The organism is Rhizobium sp. 10PS4, from assembly GCF_032464805.1.
GTDB classification, from domain to species: Bacteria; Pseudomonadota; Alphaproteobacteria; order Rhizobiales; family Rhizobiaceae; genus Rhizobium; species Rhizobium laguerreae.
On the sequence record NZ_JAWDIW010000005.1, the window covers coordinates 399346 to 416068 of the forward strand.

Genomic DNA, 16723 nt, shown 5'->3' on the forward strand with positions numbered 1-16723 from the left:
TCCTAGCGGACCGTCGCCTGTTCGGCGAGTGTCTGGTTGATCTGAGCGCCATACTGCGTCTGCAGCAGGTTGACCATCTGATCGAGAATATCGTCACCGGCGGCATTGGCCATAGCGGTGATCTGGGCATCGCGGTTGTTCAGCACGTCGCCGGTCGGCTGGGTGTTGACCTCGGTGACCTTCAGCAGAATCTGCGTCGAGGGATCGGCGCCGACGGCACTCGCGACCGTATCGACCGGACCCGAGAAGGCGGCGGTGACGCCGGCCCGGCCGAGAACTGCATCATCGGTGGAGCGGGTGACACCGCTCTTGCTTTCGACGGCAATGCCGAGCGGCGTTGCGATATCGGCAAGGGCCGTGCCTTTCTTCGCCTCGGCCTTCAATGCGTCGGCCTTCTTGGCGAGCTCGGCCTTCTGCTGCTCCGCCGTCCAGTCCTCGACGGCCTTTTCGCGCACTTCGGTGACTGGGCGGTCGCGGTCCGGCGTGATTTCGCGGACGTTGAACCAGACATAGCCGTCATTGCCGATCGGCAGCGGCGGCGCATCGACGCCGACCTCGGTCTTGAAGGCTTCGCCGAGCAGCTGCTGCCTGGCTGGGATATCCTTGACCTCTTGGCCATCCTTGTCGGCGCCGGTCATATCGACGGCATCGACAGTCACGGCCTTGAGATTCAGCTGGCCGGCAATATCCTCGAGCGTCGAACCGCCAGCGCGCAGGTCCTCGATGCGGTCATGAACGTTGATCACTTCCTGGGAGGCGTTGGAGAGCGCCAGCTGCTTGCGGATGTCCTCCTTCACCTCGTCGAAATTTTTCGTCGCTTCCGACTTGATGTTGGTGACGCGCAGGATGACGGGGCCGAAGGAGCCATCGACGACAGGCGTCGTGCCGCCATCGCGCGAAACCGCGAAGGCCGCATCGGCAACGGCCTGGTCGGGAACCTTGTCCTTGGTGAACTCGCCGAGCAGCACGTCGCTTGCCGTCTTGCCCTGGTCGGAGACCAGCTGATCGAAAGTGGTGCCGCTCTTCAGCGCCGTTTCGGCGGCGGCGGCCAGATCCTTGCTGGCGAAGGTCAGCTGTTCGATGGTGCGGCTTTCCGGCGTGCGATAGGTATCCTTGCTCTTGTCGAAGGCTTCGTGGATCTGGTCTTCGGTGACGGTCGCCGCATCGGCGATATCGCCAGGCTGCAGCTTGAGATAGACGAGCTTCCGGTATTCGGGCGCCCGATAGCGCTGCTTGACACCTTCGAACCACGTCGCCAGCACGTCGTCGGCAGGCGCCTTGATCGGCTCGATATTGGCATTGGTGAGCAGCAGGTATTCGATGCTGCGGCTTTCGTCACCATAGAGCTTCAGGGCGTCTACAAGCGTCTTCGGTGCGGTGAAGCCGTTCGAGATGGCATCGACCACCTGGCTGCGGACAGCGACCTTGCTGCGCTCCTTGATGTAATCATCCTGACGGATGCCGGCATTGCTCAGGCGCGAAATGAAGAGCTCGCGGTCGAACCGGCCGTTGACGGCCTTGAAAGCCGGATCGTCAGCGATCAACTGGGCGAGGCGATCTTCGGAAAGGCCGAGGTTCATGTCTTCGGCGAGCTGGTCGAGCGAGGCGCCGGCGACGAGCTGGGCGAGCACCTGCTGCTCGACGCCGAAGGCGCGGGCCTGCTCGGGGGTGAGGCGCGTGCCGAACTGCTGGCTGAGGCTTGCCACCTGGCGCTGATAGGCGAGGTGGAATTCGTTGACGTCCACATGCTGATCGCCGACGGTCACGACCGCGGTGCTGTTGCCGCCTGACAGCAGCTCATGCGACACGCCCCAGACGCCGAAGGACGCGACGAGCAGAAGCAGGAGGAGCTTGGCAACCCAGGTCTGAGCAGCTCTTCTCAGGATATGGAACATAGAAACGCAAACCTCGCAGTATCATTGACCCGCGCGCGGGCGGACATTCGACGTTCCTTAAAACAAACCCGACAGGAAATGAAGGGTTTGTCGCGCGAAAAGCTGCACAAGGCGGCTGCTCAACCACGGCGGCTTTGCGGCGAACAAAAGATCGGTCGCGGCGGAACCTTTCGGGCCGCCATTTCGTTGAAGCGGCATCCCATGAAACAGGAGCAGACCATGGCAGAATTGAAAACCGCTTCCGCCGAATCCACCGCTGCGCGCGTCAAGGCTGATATTGCAGCAGACGATCTGTCGGCGCAGGTCGCAGCCCTTCGCAACGATCTCTCCCGACTGACGGAAAGCGTGGTCGCGCTGGGGCAGGGGGCGAAGTCGGCGGTGACCGACGAGGCTTCGCTGATGACGGAACGGCTGCGCGACAAGGTGCGCGAAGAACCGCTCGTGGCACTCGCCGTGACGGCAGGCATTGCCTACGTGTTCGGCCTGCTCAGCCGTCGCTGAACGCGAATTCAGGGTAAGGAAAAGCCGGACGTCATGAACGCCCGGCTTTTGACATTTCCGACGACCGGCAAAAGCGCCGGAGGCCAGCTATCGCGACCTAGTCAGCGGCGGATGACGCGCCCGATCGCAATCAGGATGCAGGCACCGATGAAGCCGGTGATCAGATAGCCCAGCCAACCGGCAAGCGGCTGGATGTTCAACAGACCCAGGATCCAGTTGGCGACGATGGCGCCGACGATGCCGAGCAATATGTTCATGAGCAAGCCCATGCTGCTGCTCATGACCTTTTCCGCCAGCCATCCGGCGATGCCGCCGATGATAATGGCTGCAATCCAACCCACGCCTGCGTTTTCCATGGTTATCTCCCTCCTGGCAAAACGAGTCACAGAATGCACGAAACGAAACGAAGTTCCACTCCCAGTTACTGAGATCGCGTGCGCGTTCAGCAACTTATGTGACTCACGGCTGCAGCATGGTGACCGGAGAGTGCAGTGCGTGGGCGATAATCTGGAACAGCAGGCCGGAAATGGCGAGCAGGGCGAAGCCGAACGGCATAATCAGGCTCTTGCTAAACATCTTTCCTCTCCCCTTTTGCGTAAAGCATAAGCGGAAGCGGAAGGAGCGCAATGATATTGTTAACGGATAGTTAAGCTTGGCAATTAACTAAAATCAAATACATCAAAATATCTTAAAAATACTTGCGATCGTTGAAATGTTTGTTTTGCACCTTCCCGTGTTGTTGAAGGGATCTGCCGATCTCCGCCTTGTCGTCGAGGGCGGAAAATGGTCCTGCTATCTCTCCGGATCGCAAACAATGAGGCCGCAGAATGCCGTCGGCACTGGGTTTCAGTGATCGCGCGCCTTAGGGCTAATCTGTTTGCCGCGGGACAATCAGGTCCGGTGGACGATCAGCATAAAGACGAGGAAGGAGGCTGTTGCGACCGTCGCGGCGAAGGCAATCTGGTAGTCCATGTCGTTAACCCCGGTTGGATGGCTCCCGTAAACGAGTGTGGCGTCACGGAGTTCCACGTCGCGAGTTTGCGCTCAGCGCCCACGGATTGATTTTGGCGAAGAATGCGTCATCTTCCGTTGATCGCCTTCATTCGGGGGAACACTTGATGCCAAAAGCTGCAATCGCCATCGCCTGTATCTGCCTGCTGACACTTTCCGGTTGCGGCAATACCGCATACGGGCTGAAGAAGGATGGACAGGAAGCAAGCCACGCCATGGACAATGCGACACATCGGGTGCTTTCGGCCGGCGCCAAGAAGTGATGCAGGCGATGGAATAAAAAAGCCCGCCTGGGGTGAGGCGGGCTTAGGACTAACAGGGAGAATGGACGGATAGACTCCGCCTCAACTAATACAGCATTTTCTTAAGCGCATGACTTTACGTCATTCGACGTAACGGCGACCGGCAACGACCGATGCGGCCATGATTCGGAATCGAATCGGAGATATCCGGATCGAATCAGAAGTTGCCCCAGTTCTGAGCGCGGGCACGAGCGCGAATAATCCGGTATTCGCGACCGCCATAGAGCGAGCCGATTGTCAGCAGAAGCGTCAGGACGTCCCAGATGATATGCATGTTATCCTCTTAGGTTGGACGGCCCTGCCGTCGATCGGTGAAGATACAATAGCAATCTTTTGAACGTGCTTATATGACAAGAAATCGGGATGAGCGGGAAAGCCGGCAGGGCGCTTCCGCAGAGGAGAGGCGGCGTTGCCGCCTTGGAGCAGCAAAGTGAACAGATTCGACGGCGGCTTATGACGATTTTCTCCGTCCGCCACATCACGTCCTATCGTTACGTCAGGGACGTCGATTTCGGCGAGCATCGCTTGATGTTCCGGCCGCGCGACAGTTTCGACCAGCGGCTGATGGAGGCGTCGTTGACGATCTATCCTGAGGAAAGTCATGTGCGCTGGATCCACGATGTTTTCGGCAATTGCGTGGCGCTCGTCGATTTTTCGAGGCCGGCGTCCGAACTTCGTTTCGAAACCTGGATCACGCTCGATCATACGCCGCAGGTCGCCCTGGATCTCAAGGTGGACGACGCGGCCCTGACCTATCCATTCTCCTACGACAAGGACGAGATCGCCGATCTGACACCGGCGATGCAGCGCCATTATCCCGACCCTAACGACGAGGTCGGACGCTGGGCGCGTCAATTCGTGCGCCAGGGGCGTCCGACGGAGACCGGGCATCTGCTGATGACGCTCTGCTACGCCATTCGGGAGAGCTTCGTCTATGCGCGGCGCCAGGAACATGGAACGCAGACGCCGGTGCAGACCTTGCAGCTTCGCTCCGGCACCTGCCGGGATTTTGCGCTTCTGATGATGGAGGCGGCACGCATCCTCGGCCTCGCGGCGCGGTTCGTCACGGGTTATGTCTATGTTCCCGACCGGGACGGCTCCACCGTGCTCGGCGGCGGTTCCACGCACGCATGGTGCCAGATCTATCTTCCAGGCGCCGGCTGGACGGAGTTCGATCCGACCAACGGCATTGTCGGCAACCGCGATCTCATTCGTGTCGCGGTTGCCCGCGATCCGCGCCAGGCAGTCCCGTTGAGCGGCAGCTATGACGGGGATGGGAAAGATTTCGACAGCATGACGGTGCAGGTCAACGTCACCACGAGGTAATCTCGACTACCTCCGAGGTAATCTTGATTACCCCGAGCCGGCCGCGCAGTGACAGTCCCGCGGCCACGGAACCGGGTAGCGCGATCAACGTTCCATACTCACCTCCACAGATGCGGAGACGCGACAAGGAAGCGACAATGAAGATACGCGCCGGGTTTCATCTGGGCTATGAATGCACGCAGCCGACGCCGATGCTGCTCGTCCTCAATATCCATCCCTCCCGTCGCGCCGACCTTCTCAGCGATCAGACCCTGACATTCGACCGGCCGATCGAGGCTTGGAGCTACACCGATGTGTTCGGCAATGCCTGTAGCCGGATCGTCGCTCCGCCGGGGCTGACGACGATCTCCACGGAGTTCGAGATCTACGACAGCGGCCAACCCGACATCGTTCCCGACGATGCCGTTCAGCACGCGATCAATGACCTGCCGGACGATGTGCTGGTCTTCCTGCTCGGCAGCCGTTATTGCGACACCGACAGGCTTGCAGATTTCGCCTGGGCAAGGTTCTCATCGACGCCGCTCGGCTGGGCGCGCGTCCAGGCGATCTGCGATTTCGTCCATGACCACATCACCTTCGATTACCTGAAGGCCGACGTGCTCAGGACCGCGCATGGCGGCTTCACCGACAAGACGGGCGTCTGCCGCGACTTTGCCCATCTCGCCATCGCGCTTTGCCGATGCATGAATATCCCGGCACGATATTGCACCGGCTATCTCGGCGATATCGGCGTTCCGATCGATCCCAATCCGATGGATTTCAGCGCCTGGTTAGAGGTCTTTCTCGGAGGCCACTGGCATACGGTCGACGCCCGCCACAACACGCCGCGCATCGGGCGGATTCTGATGGCGACCGGCCGCGACGCCACCGACGTCGCCATGTCGACGGCCTTCGGCCCGGCAACGCTCTCCCGCTTCGAGGTGATCACCGAAGAAGTGCCGTAGGAGGCGGTGAAAGCCGATTGATCGGCAGGGGCAGGCCTTACGATGCTTTGACAACCAGCATCGCGGGCGAGGCGGATCCTATGCCTTCTTCAAAAACTCGGTTTTCAGCACGAGGCCTTTGACCTGCTTGGTGCTGCACTCGATCTCGCCCGGATTGTCGGTCAGACGAATGCCCTTGACCAGCGTTCCACGCTTCAGCGTCTCGGAAGTTCCCTTGACCTTGAGGTCCTTGATCAGCGTGACAGAATCGCCGTCGTGAAGCTGGCTTCCGTTGCTGTCTTTTACAATGATGTCGGTCATAACGTCCCCCTTTGGTGATCCGGACGGGAAATCATGGCGACGCGGAATAGTCAACCATACGAACGGATCAATCGCCTGACCTCAAATCCTACACAGCCCTTCAATCAACTCGCGCAGGCGTCCCGAACGCAGCCGCGCAGCCAGCGGTGCGCGGGATCGGCATCCATCCTGGGGTGCCAGAGCAATGACACCGTGATCTCAGGCGTCGAGACGGGGAGGGGAAAACTATGCATTCCCGCGCGCAAGGCTCCCGTGTGCCGTTCGGGCACGCTGGCGATCAGCTCGGAGTTCCGGGCGAGTTGCAGCGCTGTGGAAAAGCCGCTGACGATGGTGGCGATCTGCCGTTCCAGCCCGAGCGCGTTCAAGGCTTCATCGATCGGTCCCTTGTCGAGCCCGCGCCGCGAGACGTAGATGTGCTGACCGCCGGCATAAAGGGAGGGCGTCATCTCGCGCTCGCAAAACGGATGCCCCAAGCGCACGACGCCGATGAAACGATCGCGGAACAAGGCCTGCGCCCGCACCTCCGGACCGGTCGTCCCGCCGACGACGCCGGTTTCCAGATCGACGGTCCCGTCGCGAAGCGGGGCGCTGTCCTTGTCCGGCTTCTGCACGAAGCGCAGCCGCACACCGGGCGCTTGCCGGCCTAGGCGGGCGATGAGATCAGGCCCGAAGCTCTCGGCAAAGCCTTCGCTGGTGCGCAGCGTGAACGTCCGGACCAAGCGTTGAAGGTCAAGCGCCTCGGCAGGACGCAGGATCGCCTGCGCGTCCTCGACTGTCCGGCCGACCCGCTCGCGCAGTTCGAGCGCGCGCGGCGTGGGGACGAGGCCGCGGCCGGCCCGCACCAGCAGCGGATCGCCCGTCGTTTCGCGCAATCGCGCTAAGGCCCTGCTCATCGCCGACGGGCTGAGCCGCAGCCTTTGCGCCGCACGCGCAACGCTGCCTTCGGCAAGCAGCACATCGAGGGTGACAAGGAGGTTGAGGTCGGGTGTCGACATGCATCAAGTATAACACGCTTTCATCGTGATGTGGCGTCAGACGCATGGATTAAGTGCAAACCATGCGCCTTACGCCATATCAAGCAGAGGACTAGGTTTTCAGCAGTTCCATTCGGGGAACTACGAGAAAACGGAGTTCACGGGGTGAAATCGATCATTGCAGAGCGAAGCGAGGCCATCGCCGAACAGGCACCCTCCGTACGATGGGCGCTTGCCAGTCTTTCCCTCTCGATGTTGCTGCCGTCGCTCGGCACCAGCATCGCCAATGTTGCCCTGCCGAGCCTGGCGCAGGCGTTCGATGCGGCCTTCCAGGATGTGCAGTGGATCGTTCTCGCTTACCTCCTTGCCGTCACCACCCTGATCGTCAGCGTCGGACGGCTCGGCGACATCGCCGGCCGACGCCGGCTGCTGCTCATCGGCATCCTGCTTTTCACGCTGGCCTCGATCCTCTGCGGTGTCGCGCCGACGCTATGGCTGTTGATTGCCGCGCGCGCTGTGCAGGGCCTGGGTGCGGCCATCATGATGGCGCTCACCATGGCCTTTGTCGGCGAAACCGTGCCCAAGGAAAGGACCGGGAGCGCCATGGGGCTGCTCGGAACGATGTCGGCGATCGGTACTGCTCTTGGGCCCTCGCTCGGTGGCCTGCTGATCGCCGGGCTCGGCTGGCCGGCAATCTTTCTCGTCAACGTGCCGCTCGGCGTTCTGACCTTCGTTCTCGCCTATCGCCATCTGCCCGCCGATATCAGCAAGGGGAAGACGGATCGGAAGGGCTTCGACATGGCGGGCACACTGCTGCTTGCGCTGACGCTTTCGGCCTATGCGCTGGCGATGACGATCGGGCACGGCCGCTTTGGCCTGCTGAACGTCGCCCTGCTCTCGGCTGCCGTCTTCGGCACCGGTTTGTTCGTCTTCGCCGAGGCGAGAGCGGCATCGCCGCTGATTCAGTTGACGGTGTTCCGCAATCGCATGCTCACCGCCAGCCTGGCGATGAACGCGCTGGTGTCGACGGTGATGATGGCGACGCTGGTGGTGGCGCCGTTCTACCTTTCCCATGCGCTGGGGCTCAATCAAGCTCTCGTCGGCATCGTCATGTCGATCGGCCCCGTCATCTCCATCTTGAGCGGGGTCCCGGCCGGTCGCCTGGTCGACCGTCTGGACGCACCGTTCGTGGTCGTCGCAGGGCTCCTCGCCATGGCGGCAGCCTCCGTCGCCATGGCCGTGCTTCCCGGGATATCAGGCTACATCGCCGCCATTGCCATGCTGACACCCGGCTATCAGCTGTTCCAGGCGGCCAACAACACTGCCGTCATGGCGGACGTCCACCCGGACCAGCGGGGCGTCATCTCGGGCATGCTCAACCTGTCGCGCAATCTCGGTCTGATCACCGGCGCATCCGTGATGGGCGCCGTCTTCGCGCTTGCCTCGGGAACACCCGATATCACAGCGGCGCATCCCGAGGCCATTGCCTCAGGCATGCGGATCACCTTCGCCGTCGCGGCAGCACTGGTTATCGCCGCGCTCGCCATCGCGGCCGGGATTTATCGACGCCGAACCAATTCCGAAGCATGATCAGCGCCCGGTATGAACATGCGAGCAAAAGCCGCCGAGAATTCAACTGGACTCGAGCTTGCCGGTCCAGCGGTTTCGCCCCTTCCAATATGAGCAATTCGGGCAGGCCTCGCCGCTCGGATAGTCGATTCCTCCTCGTGGGGGCAGCCGATGATTGCGTCCACCATCACTACCGACTTCACCTCATTCTCGCGCAGGAATGCGGCGATCTCGGCGATAACGGTCTCGTCCATCCTGAGATCGCCGGTTTCGGCAAACCATCGGCGCAGATCGGCCGGATCCGCATGCAGCGCCGGGATGATGCTGACGGCAGCCTTGCTGGCGCGGCGGTTGTCAGGCCCATAATAGGCGATCGTACCCATGGGGTAGCCGCGGTTACCGCGCTTGCTCTTTTTCTCGAGCCATTTCCGTGGTTGCCAGCCTAATTTCATTGTCGCTGCTCGCTCTTTCAGTGGTTTGTTATTCTATTATCCAGCCTAATTCGCAGGGTAAAGTTCGGTAGCAATGAAAATGGGCTGAGGATATGGCCGGCAAGAGACAATGGATCGGGACGCGAATCGAGAAGCCGGCTCCGGCCGACAATCTTGAGAAGCAGGCGATTATCGCAGCCTGCGAGGCCTTCATTCGCGATATTCTGAAGCCGCGCTTCCTGCCAGAAATCCGGCCGACCGAGTGGAACTATGTCGTCGATATCAGGGGCTCATGGGCGGGAAATCGGTATCGGTTCATGCAGCGCTACAGATCCGGCTTTGAGGACAATCGCGGCGAAGAGTTCGATGCCCCCTTCGCCCGCATCGACCGCATGGGACCAGACCGGTTCGATATCTATTGGATGCGGCACACGGGCAAATGGTGGCGGCTCCATTCCGGGGGTGACGCTTGCCGAGGCGCTGCGAATCCTCGAAACTGACGGTATGCTGCATCCGGTCTGATCAAGACAGAACGGCGCCGCAGACTGGAACCGCCTTCGTCCACGATGAAATCTCGACCACCACGGCCATGAGCGAATATCAATATTACGAATTCCAAGCGATCGACCGCCCCCTCAGCGACGCGGATCGCCGCTCCCTCCGGGAGTTATCGACCCGGGCGCGGATCACCTCCACGAGCTTCACCAATTCCTACGAATGGGGCGATTTCAAAGGTGATCCGGCCGAGCTCATTGAGCGCTGGTTCGACTTGCACCTCTATCTCGCCAATTGGGGAACGAGGCGCCTGATGATCCGCTTTCCGAAGCGGCTCGTCGACCAGCAACGTCTCGACGGATTTCTCAGCGCGGTCGATGGCGCCGAACTCACCACCTCAGGTGAAAACCTGATCCTCGATATCATATGCGAGGAAGTGGAATCCGAGGATGATTGGGAAGAGGGGCCGGGCTGGCTCGCGGCGCTGATGCCGTTGCGCGCGGACGTGCTGGGCGGTGATCTCAGGCTGTTTTATCTGCTGTGGCTGATGGCTGTTCAGGCGGAGTCGCTCGGGCCGGAGGAGGTAGCGCCACTGCCGGGGCTAGGTCCGATGACCGATGCGCTTGAAGCCTTCGCGCAATTCTTCGGTCTCGATGCCGACCTCGTTGCCGCGGCCGCCGAACGCCCGGCCGAGACGACATTGGCCGGCTCCATGGCATCGGATGCCGTCCGAAGCTTCGTGGCAGCCATGCCGGACAACGAGAAGACGATGATGCTTACCCGTCTGATCGAGGGGGATCCGCATGTGGCAAGCGAGCTGCAGAAAAACGCCCGGAATTTCTCCGCCGGAACCAAGCCGGCCGCCGCCCCGCCCACGGTCGCGGAACTGCGAGCCCATGCCGACGCGATTCGCCACATCCGCGAGCGCAAGGAAAACGAGCGGCTGGCGGCGGAACGAAAAAAGCAAGAGGCGGAAGAAGCACGCGCCCGCCGCGCGCGGCTCAACGCGATCATCCAGCGGGGCGATGCGGTCTGGCGCGAGATCGAGGCCGAGATCGAGCGCCGCAACGCTTCCGGCTATGACAAGGCCGCCAGCCTGCTTAGCGACCTGAAGACGATCGCCGAACAAAATGGTGGCACTGCCGATTTCGCCCGCCGCCTGCATTCGATCCGTGAACGCCACGCTCAGAAGGGGCGCTTCATCGAGCGGCTGAACGTTTTCGGTTAGCCCGCGCCAGCGCAACTCAGACCAAGGTCCGATCCATCCCGGACTTCGTGCCCATAGCAACTTCCCATCGATGCAATAGGTTGCTTCGGCATGCGTGGAGGTGTCGGAGTTTTGCTGTGACTAAAATGATCGTTGCGGGGATGATCCTGGCGCCGCTTGTCTTCTGGGGCTCTATTGGCGTCCTGATATACGCGTACTTCTCGTGAGGGCTGCCCGTGGAATCATCGGCATCGCCGAGCCCGTATTTCGAAAACATCCTGTGCCTTAATGATACCGGCCTCGATGCCGCCGAAGAGATTTCGGGCTGCCGCCTGGCCGCCGACACATCGGGATCAGTTCGAGTGGCCACGGAAGATCGCAACGGCAGCAGTGACCAGTGCGGCATTGTCCCTCGCAATCGTTCCATCCGGGAGGTGTTTGCCGTCTTCCAGGCCGATCCGGGTTGAAAAGCGCCGCTCGCGCGCCGACCTAACGAAGGGCCAGACGGTGTCGTCGAAACCGTGCAGAAGAATGGGCCGATTGACCCGGCTATCCCTGAGCGCCTTGATGATGCCGTCTGCGATATCGCATGCGCGCTGCAAATCCTGTTCGTCATCGAGCTCGATAAGCACACGAAAGACCCGCTCATGATCATCGAGGCCGATGTAGCGCTCCGCATCGGCGACCGATGCCAGTCCGACTTCAATGCCGACACCCATCTGCTGCAGGAGCTGCATGACACCGGGCGCATCGTCTTCGGAAAGGTTCACCGAGGCATAATCCGGCAGGACACGCCAGCGGCGGATGGCTTCCCGCGTTTTCTGCCGATCGCCTTCGATCAAGGCGCTGGTGGACACACCGATCAGCGTTCCCGGACAGACACGGCGGATCGCGCCGACAGTGTCGTCGACGGCGGCAAGGCTCTCCCTGCCATCGGCTCCGCGCGGATGAACGTGGAGCTCCGCAGCGCCGGCAGCAACCGAAGCCGCGGCATCACGCACCATGGTATCGATCGTTACGGGAAGAAGGGGATGAAAATCGCTCGACCGCGCGCCGTTGATGCAAGCTTGAACGATCATAAAACGAGCCTCGCGCTTGTTGGGCCGCTTAAGACGCCGGGCATACCAAATTGGAAACCTGAAGACTTAGGGGCACTGCCGACAAAGTCATTTCCCTTGCCGTTGCAGCCCCAATAATATCAAATCAGTCGAGATAGGCGACTGCTGCTCTTGTGCAGGTCAAGCTGCGCGCACGCCGACCAGAGGACGGCCACGTGATCTCGTGGCAGCGACGTGACGTCAATCTGCCGCCCGACCCCATTCTTAAGTTAATGGCGGTCGCGTCCCGTTGCTGCCTGTATATCATCTCATCGTCAACGCAAAGGAGGAGGCGTGAAACTCATCTATTGCCTCAGGGAAGGCCAACCTTCTCGACGATTGCGATGACGGATGGATCTCGTGCGAATTTTCGAAAAAAACGGCATATGGCGGAAGAGGTGGGATTCGAACCCACGGTACGGTTTCCCGCACGCCGGTTTTCAAGACCGGTTCCTTAAACCACTCGGACACTCTTCCATCTGATTGAAAAGGTCGAGAAATCCACATTTTGTCGATTTCTGCGAACCGGTTGTTGCTACCGATTTGCGACCCAATCAGTCGATGGCTGGCGTTTTAGCAGCTTTGATAGCAGCGTCAACGTGCTCTGCAGCATTTGCCGACATCCCTGGGGTGACGTGCGAACAAATTCGAGCGTGAGCCGAGCGAGGCCCGTTCCGCTCATTGGAAATGACTGGCGTTCTGCCCGGCTTGAGCGTTTACTGTGTTGTTCTGGCGGAGGAAACAAACCATGGCCATGTATCTCACACGCTTCAGCTACACGCCCGAGACCTGGGCGCGGATGATCGAAAACCCCGAGGATCGCCGAGAGGCGGCACGCAGTTACATAGAATCCGTGGGCGGAAAGCTGCATGGGTTCTGGTACGCCTTCGGCGAGCATGATGGTTGGAATCTATGGGAGGCGCCTGATAACGTATCGATGGCGGCCGTCGCACTTGCGATCGGCGCGGGAGGCGCGCTCAGCTCCATGGAGACAACCGTCCTCCTCGGCGTCGAGGATACGATCGAAGCCTTGAAGAAGGCGAAGTCGGTTCGGTATCGTCCACCGGCAGGGTAGGTGCGGCACACCACTTCCGATTATGTCGAAGATGAGCGATTCGCGCGCATCTTTCCGGCGCTTTGTATAAATTGCCGCGGAGGCAACCAGGTGTCCCTATTGCGCTGGCGCAGCCGTTTGTAGCCGACGAAGCTGTCTATCTCCGATCTGAATCCCTCAGCCAGTGAAATCAGCGGGTCGCTGTTGCATTATGAACGGACAATACATCGGAAGCCTAGATGGCAAGTTGCTGTATCGACGGGTTGCGCCATGCGTGCGGCCGGCCGGTAACGGCGGCAATAATTGGGCGCGCAAAGATGCGAGCCGCCCTTCATGACTTTGCGTGGAATGCTGATCTGCGGTTGGCGCGGATCATAGCTGTTGGAGAGTTCAGCGCCGACAGGATTCGAGATCGTGCAGCACGGGCTGTCGATCATGCCATGCTCTTGATACCAGTCGGTCGTCCATTCCCAGACATTGCCGGCCATATCGAACAAACCGTAGCCGTTGGCGGGAAAGCTCCCCACGGGAGATGTGCCCTCGAAACCGTCCTCCCGACTGTTTTGGACGGGAAACTCGCCCTGCCAGGTGTTGGCCATATGCCGACCGCCGGGCAACATTTCCTCTCCCCATACGTAGTCCGCCGCCTCAAGCCCCCCGCGTGCGGCAAACTCCCATTCTGCTTCGGTTGGCAGTTCCTTGCCGGCCCAGGCCGCATAGGCTTGTGCGTCGTCGAAGGTGACATGGACGACCGGATGCTCCAATAAGCCCTTGATCGTGCTTGCCGGCCCTCGCGGATGCCGCCAGTTTGCTCCGCGCACATATTTCCACCAGTTGTAGTGGTTCGTCAGATCAACAGGCGACTTTGGCTTGATGAAAACGACTGACGATGGTGCCAGCATCTCCATAATGGCACCCGGATAGTCAGCCGGGTTGGCCGGCCGCTCCGCCGTGGTGACATAGCCGGTCTCCTCGACAAAGGCGGAAAACGCCCGGTTCGTCACTGGGCATGTGTCCACCCAGAACCCATCGACACGAACCCTGTGCGCCGGGGCTTCCTCCCGATAGTGGCGATCCGAGCCCATCAAGAAATCGCCACCGGGGATCCATAACATACGATCGCTCGCACGCGCTTTCACAATCGGTGGTTCCAACATGGCTTCGCGTTGCATTCGACCTTCACTGATCATTTATTCGCAAAGACCTTCACTCAATTGACCCCGGCTGGTCGCCGTCATCAGCGTCTGGAAGAGAACTCGTCTTTGCCGGCCTTCGCCCGCAATTACTGCACCTCGCGATGTTCGAAAAACAGACTCCAAAGCCTTCCTTTGCCGAGTGCGACTCCCAGTTCCCTCGATGCCAGATAAGGGATCAAGATCAACAGCATGATTGCGCTCATGGCCAAGAGCTCGGGCAGCCGACTGGCTATATCGCCGATCACAACCGAGAGTGCCCGGCCATGCACGAACCCAACGACGCACTCTTCAGCAAGCGACATGACGAGGATCAGGGACAGATAGAGTGCCGCCTTGTAGGCCACGACGCCGACGAGTCTCGAACTGCCGGACCGCTCTCCGAGGCCGATCGTATGACCGAGCAGGATGAACTTTCCGAGAATGAGAGCCTTGATCGCGGGTATGCCGAACACAAGAAATTCCACACCCTGACTACCGAGGACGGCCATTTTGTAGAGGAGGATTACCGCGAAACAGACATAGAGATAGGCGCAGAGGAAGGCGTACTCCTTTATCTCGTGCTTCGCTCGCTGGAGGATAGTCGTCGCTTGTCCGTTCTCATTCGCATTCATCGATCTTTTCCGATCACAGGCGGATGGCGCCGAACATTAACGGCGCCATCCTGGCCTTCGTCAACGTCTGATCACTGTCCGCCACCCCGCTGGAGTTTCTCGAGCACATGGTCCAGCGAGAAGCTTCCCGGCGCTTGGCGAGGCGGATATTTTACGTAGGTTTGAAGGTGTTTGGCCACAAATGCCTGGGCCGGAACCAGCGCAAAGGCATGTTCCACGCGCCATCTTGCATAATCCCCAGCTGCATGCTGGGCAATCTCGAACGGATCGGCGCGAAGGTCGATTAGTTTTGGAAATCTCAGTGTGATCAGAGGATCCTGCCACACGTCCAACCCTTCTGCTCGTTGTTCCATGAACACCAGCTTCCACCGGTCGTAGCGCAATCCTGCCAGGTTCCCCTCATCAGTCCAGTAAAAATACTCCTTGCGCGCCCCAGGCCCTGTGCCGTCAAACAGGTTGCGTTGATTGTAGCCGTCAAGATGCACGTTGAATGTCTTGCCCGCCGCTTCATAGCCGGCCAGAAGCTTGGCTGCGATGTCAGGCTCACCGGCTGCTGCAACCAAGGTCGGCAGCCAATCCTCGTGGGAAACAATCTCATTGATCTCGGTTCCCGGCTTGACGATGCCCGGCCAGCGGACCATCCCAGGCACGCGGTAGCCACCTTCCCAATTGGTATTCTTTTCGCCATGGAAAGGCGTTGTGCCGCCATCAGGCCAGGAAAACACCTCTGCACCGTTATCGGTCGTCCAAACAACGATGGTGTTTTCGGCGATGCCAAGTTCATCGAGCTGGTCGAGCAGTTGGCCAACCATACCGTCGAACTCAGCCATGCCGTCGGCAACGATCCCCAAACCCGTCTTGCCTTTCGACTCCGCCTTAAGGTGCGTATAAATATGCATCCGGGTCGCGTTGAACCAGCAAAAGAACGGCTTTTCGGCTTTGGCGCTGCGGTCGATGAAGTCCTTGGCAGCGCCTAGGAATTCCTCGTCGACGGTCTCCATGCGTTTTCTGGTGAGCGGTCCCGTATCCTCAATCGTCTGCTTGCCCACTCTTCCGAAACGCGGATCTTCGGTCGGATCGTCTGTCTCGCTCGCTTTGCATTTCAGCACGCCACGCGGTCCGAATTTTGCGCGAAACTGTGGATCCTTCGGGTAATCGGGGTTCTCCGGTTCTTCTTCGGCATTGAGGTGATAGAGGTTGCCGAAGAACTCATCGAAGCCGTGGACGGTTGGCAAAAATTCGTTGCGATCGCCGAGATGGTTCTTGCCGAACTGGCCGGTAACGTACCCTTGCGGCTTGAGCAGTTCGGCGATCGTCGGATCCTTCTCAGACAGGCCTTCCTTGGCTCCGGGAAGCCCGACTTTGAGCAGCCCCGTGCGAAAACAGCTCTGGCCGGTAATAAAGGCCGCTCGCCCCGCCGTGCAGGATTGCTGCGCGTAGAGATCGGTGAAGATCGCACCTTCGTCGGCGATACGGTCGATATTTGGCGTCTGGTATCCCATCTGCCCGCGATTGTAAGCGCTGGTGTTCCACCAGCCGATGTCATCGCCGAAGATCACAAGTATATTCGGCTTCTTTGCTCCTGCCTGGGCAAGCGCCGAAATGCTGGCGACCGGACAGAATGCCGCTAATGCGATTGCCGAGCCGCCGCCCAGCAAGATTTGGCGCCGGGTACTATTGAGTTCCGTCTTTCCCGTTTTATCGCTCATCTCATGCCTCCCTAACTGTCACAGAGATTTGGCGTCAGAAAGCAACCTAACGCATTCGAATATCCGCGCTATTGCACTTAGGGGCAGTTGCCTTGGCCATG

18 protein-coding genes and 1 tRNA gene are annotated in these 16723 nt (G+C 60.0%); 8 read left to right on the forward strand and 11 right to left on the reverse strand.

Going from position 1 to position 16723, the window contains the following annotated elements:
* Positions 1-2 precede the first annotated feature (2 nt).
* Positions 3-1895 carry a peptidylprolyl isomerase gene (locus RWJ89_RS12325; protein ID WP_316030961.1) on the reverse strand — a complete coding sequence of 631 codons (1893 nt, stop codon included), beginning with the start codon at positions 1893-1895 and terminating at the stop codon, positions 3-5.
* 219 nt (positions 1896-2114) lie between these two features.
* Here RWJ89_RS12325 and RWJ89_RS12330 point away from each other — a divergent pair, with 219 nt between their 5' ends.
* Entirely contained in the window at positions 2115-2396 is a 282-nt protein-coding gene (locus RWJ89_RS12330) for a hypothetical protein (RefSeq protein WP_025394620.1), read from the forward strand.
* Positions 2397-2497: 101 nt separating this feature from the next.
* Here the strand turns inward: RWJ89_RS12330 and RWJ89_RS12335 are convergent, their stop codons facing one another.
* Together RWJ89_RS12335 and RWJ89_RS12340 are read right to left on the reverse strand one after the other, a co-directional pair.
* Positions 2498-2752 carry a GlsB/YeaQ/YmgE family stress response membrane protein gene (locus RWJ89_RS12335; RefSeq protein WP_020050024.1) on the reverse strand — a complete coding sequence of 85 codons (255 nt, stop codon included), beginning with the start codon at positions 2750-2752 and terminating at the stop codon, positions 2498-2500.
* A gap of 535 nt (positions 2753-3287) precedes the next feature.
* Complete coding sequence (locus RWJ89_RS12340) at positions 3288-3425, reverse strand: hypothetical protein (protein WP_165504446.1); 138 nt, start codon at positions 3423-3425, stop codon at positions 3288-3290.
* Between the two features lie 89 nt (positions 3426-3514).
* On the opposite strand from RWJ89_RS12340, the gene RWJ89_RS12345 reads away from it, so the two are divergent.
* The 3 genes from RWJ89_RS12345 to RWJ89_RS12355 all read left to right on the forward strand — a co-directional run bounded on the left by RWJ89_RS12345 (position 3515) and on the right by RWJ89_RS12355 (position 5979).
* The gene (locus RWJ89_RS12345) at positions 3515-3670 is read left to right on the forward strand and encodes a hypothetical protein (protein WP_018445292.1); all 156 of its coding nucleotides are present in this window, start codon (positions 3515-3517) and stop codon (positions 3668-3670) included.
* 492 nt (positions 3671-4162) lie between these two features.
* Positions 4163-5035 (forward strand): transglutaminase family protein, encoded by an 873-nt coding sequence (locus RWJ89_RS12350; protein ID WP_131665335.1) that lies wholly within the window; start codon positions 4163-4165, stop codon positions 5033-5035.
* A gap of 137 nt (positions 5036-5172) precedes the next feature.
* On the forward strand, positions 5173-5979 hold the full coding sequence (locus RWJ89_RS12355; RefSeq protein WP_131665336.1) for a transglutaminase-like domain-containing protein: 807 nt from the start codon (positions 5173-5175) through the stop codon (positions 5977-5979).
* Between the two features lie 78 nt (positions 5980-6057).
* On the opposite strand, the gene RWJ89_RS12360 is transcribed toward RWJ89_RS12355, so the two are convergent.
* The gene (locus tag RWJ89_RS12360; protein WP_020050017.1) at positions 6058-6279 is read right to left on the reverse strand and encodes an alkylphosphonate utilization protein; all 222 of its coding nucleotides are present in this window, start codon (positions 6277-6279) and stop codon (positions 6058-6060) included.
* Positions 6280-6383: 104 nt separating this feature from the next.
* Complete coding sequence (locus RWJ89_RS12365) at positions 6384-7274, reverse strand: LysR family transcriptional regulator (RefSeq protein WP_131665337.1); 891 nt, start codon at positions 7272-7274, stop codon at positions 6384-6386.
* Between the two features lie 144 nt (positions 7275-7418).
* Between RWJ89_RS12365 and RWJ89_RS12370 the strand changes: the two genes are divergently transcribed.
* Positions 7419-8843, forward strand: a complete 1425-nt coding sequence (locus RWJ89_RS12370; protein WP_316030962.1) for an MFS transporter — start codon at positions 7419-7421, stop codon at positions 8841-8843.
* Here RWJ89_RS12370 and RWJ89_RS12375 read toward each other — a convergent pair.
* Positions 8813-9274: a hypothetical protein gene (locus tag RWJ89_RS12375; RefSeq protein ID WP_316030963.1), complete on the reverse strand. Its 462-nt coding sequence runs from the start codon at positions 9272-9274 to the stop codon at positions 8813-8815. The two genes, RWJ89_RS12370 and RWJ89_RS12375, sit on opposite strands and share 31 nt — an antisense overlap.
* 92 nt (positions 9275-9366) lie before the next feature.
* Here RWJ89_RS12375 and RWJ89_RS12380 point away from each other — a divergent pair, with 92 nt between their 5' ends.
* Positions 9367-9753: a DUF3024 domain-containing protein gene (locus RWJ89_RS12380; RefSeq protein WP_316030964.1), complete on the forward strand. Its 387-nt coding sequence runs from the start codon at positions 9367-9369 to the stop codon at positions 9751-9753.
* Positions 9754-9842: 89 nt separating this feature from the next.
* Positions 9843-10976 (forward strand): hypothetical protein, encoded by a 1134-nt coding sequence (locus RWJ89_RS12385; protein WP_316030965.1) that lies wholly within the window; start codon positions 9843-9845, stop codon positions 10974-10976.
* A gap of 332 nt (positions 10977-11308) precedes the next feature.
* On the opposite strand, the gene RWJ89_RS12390 is transcribed toward RWJ89_RS12385, so the two are convergent.
* The gene (locus tag RWJ89_RS12390; protein WP_316030966.1) at positions 11309-12034 is read right to left on the reverse strand and encodes a 3-keto-5-aminohexanoate cleavage protein; all 726 of its coding nucleotides are present in this window, start codon (positions 12032-12034) and stop codon (positions 11309-11311) included.
* A gap of 405 nt (positions 12035-12439) precedes the next feature.
* A tRNA-Ser gene (locus tag RWJ89_RS12395) sits at positions 12440-12529 on the reverse strand.
* A gap of 271 nt (positions 12530-12800) precedes the next feature.
* On the opposite strand from RWJ89_RS12395, the gene RWJ89_RS12400 reads away from it, so the two are divergent.
* Entirely contained in the window at positions 12801-13127 is a 327-nt protein-coding gene (locus tag RWJ89_RS12400) for a GYD domain-containing protein (protein ID WP_316030967.1), read from the forward strand.
* Between the two features lie 188 nt (positions 13128-13315).
* On the opposite strand, the gene RWJ89_RS12405 is transcribed toward RWJ89_RS12400, so the two are convergent.
* The 3 genes from RWJ89_RS12405 to RWJ89_RS12415 form a co-directional block, all read right to left on the reverse strand.
* Positions 13316-14278 (reverse strand): formylglycine-generating enzyme family protein, encoded by a 963-nt coding sequence (locus RWJ89_RS12405; protein WP_316030968.1) that lies wholly within the window; start codon positions 14276-14278, stop codon positions 13316-13318.
* 110 nt (positions 14279-14388) lie between these two features.
* Positions 14389-14913 carry a hypothetical protein gene (locus RWJ89_RS12410; RefSeq protein ID WP_170268509.1) on the reverse strand — a complete coding sequence of 175 codons (525 nt, stop codon included), beginning with the start codon at positions 14911-14913 and terminating at the stop codon, positions 14389-14391.
* 71 nt (positions 14914-14984) lie between these two features.
* The gene (locus tag RWJ89_RS12415) at positions 14985-16622 is read right to left on the reverse strand and encodes an arylsulfatase (protein ID WP_316030969.1); all 1638 of its coding nucleotides are present in this window, start codon (positions 16620-16622) and stop codon (positions 14985-14987) included.
* Between the last annotated feature and the right edge of the window lie 101 nt (positions 16623-16723).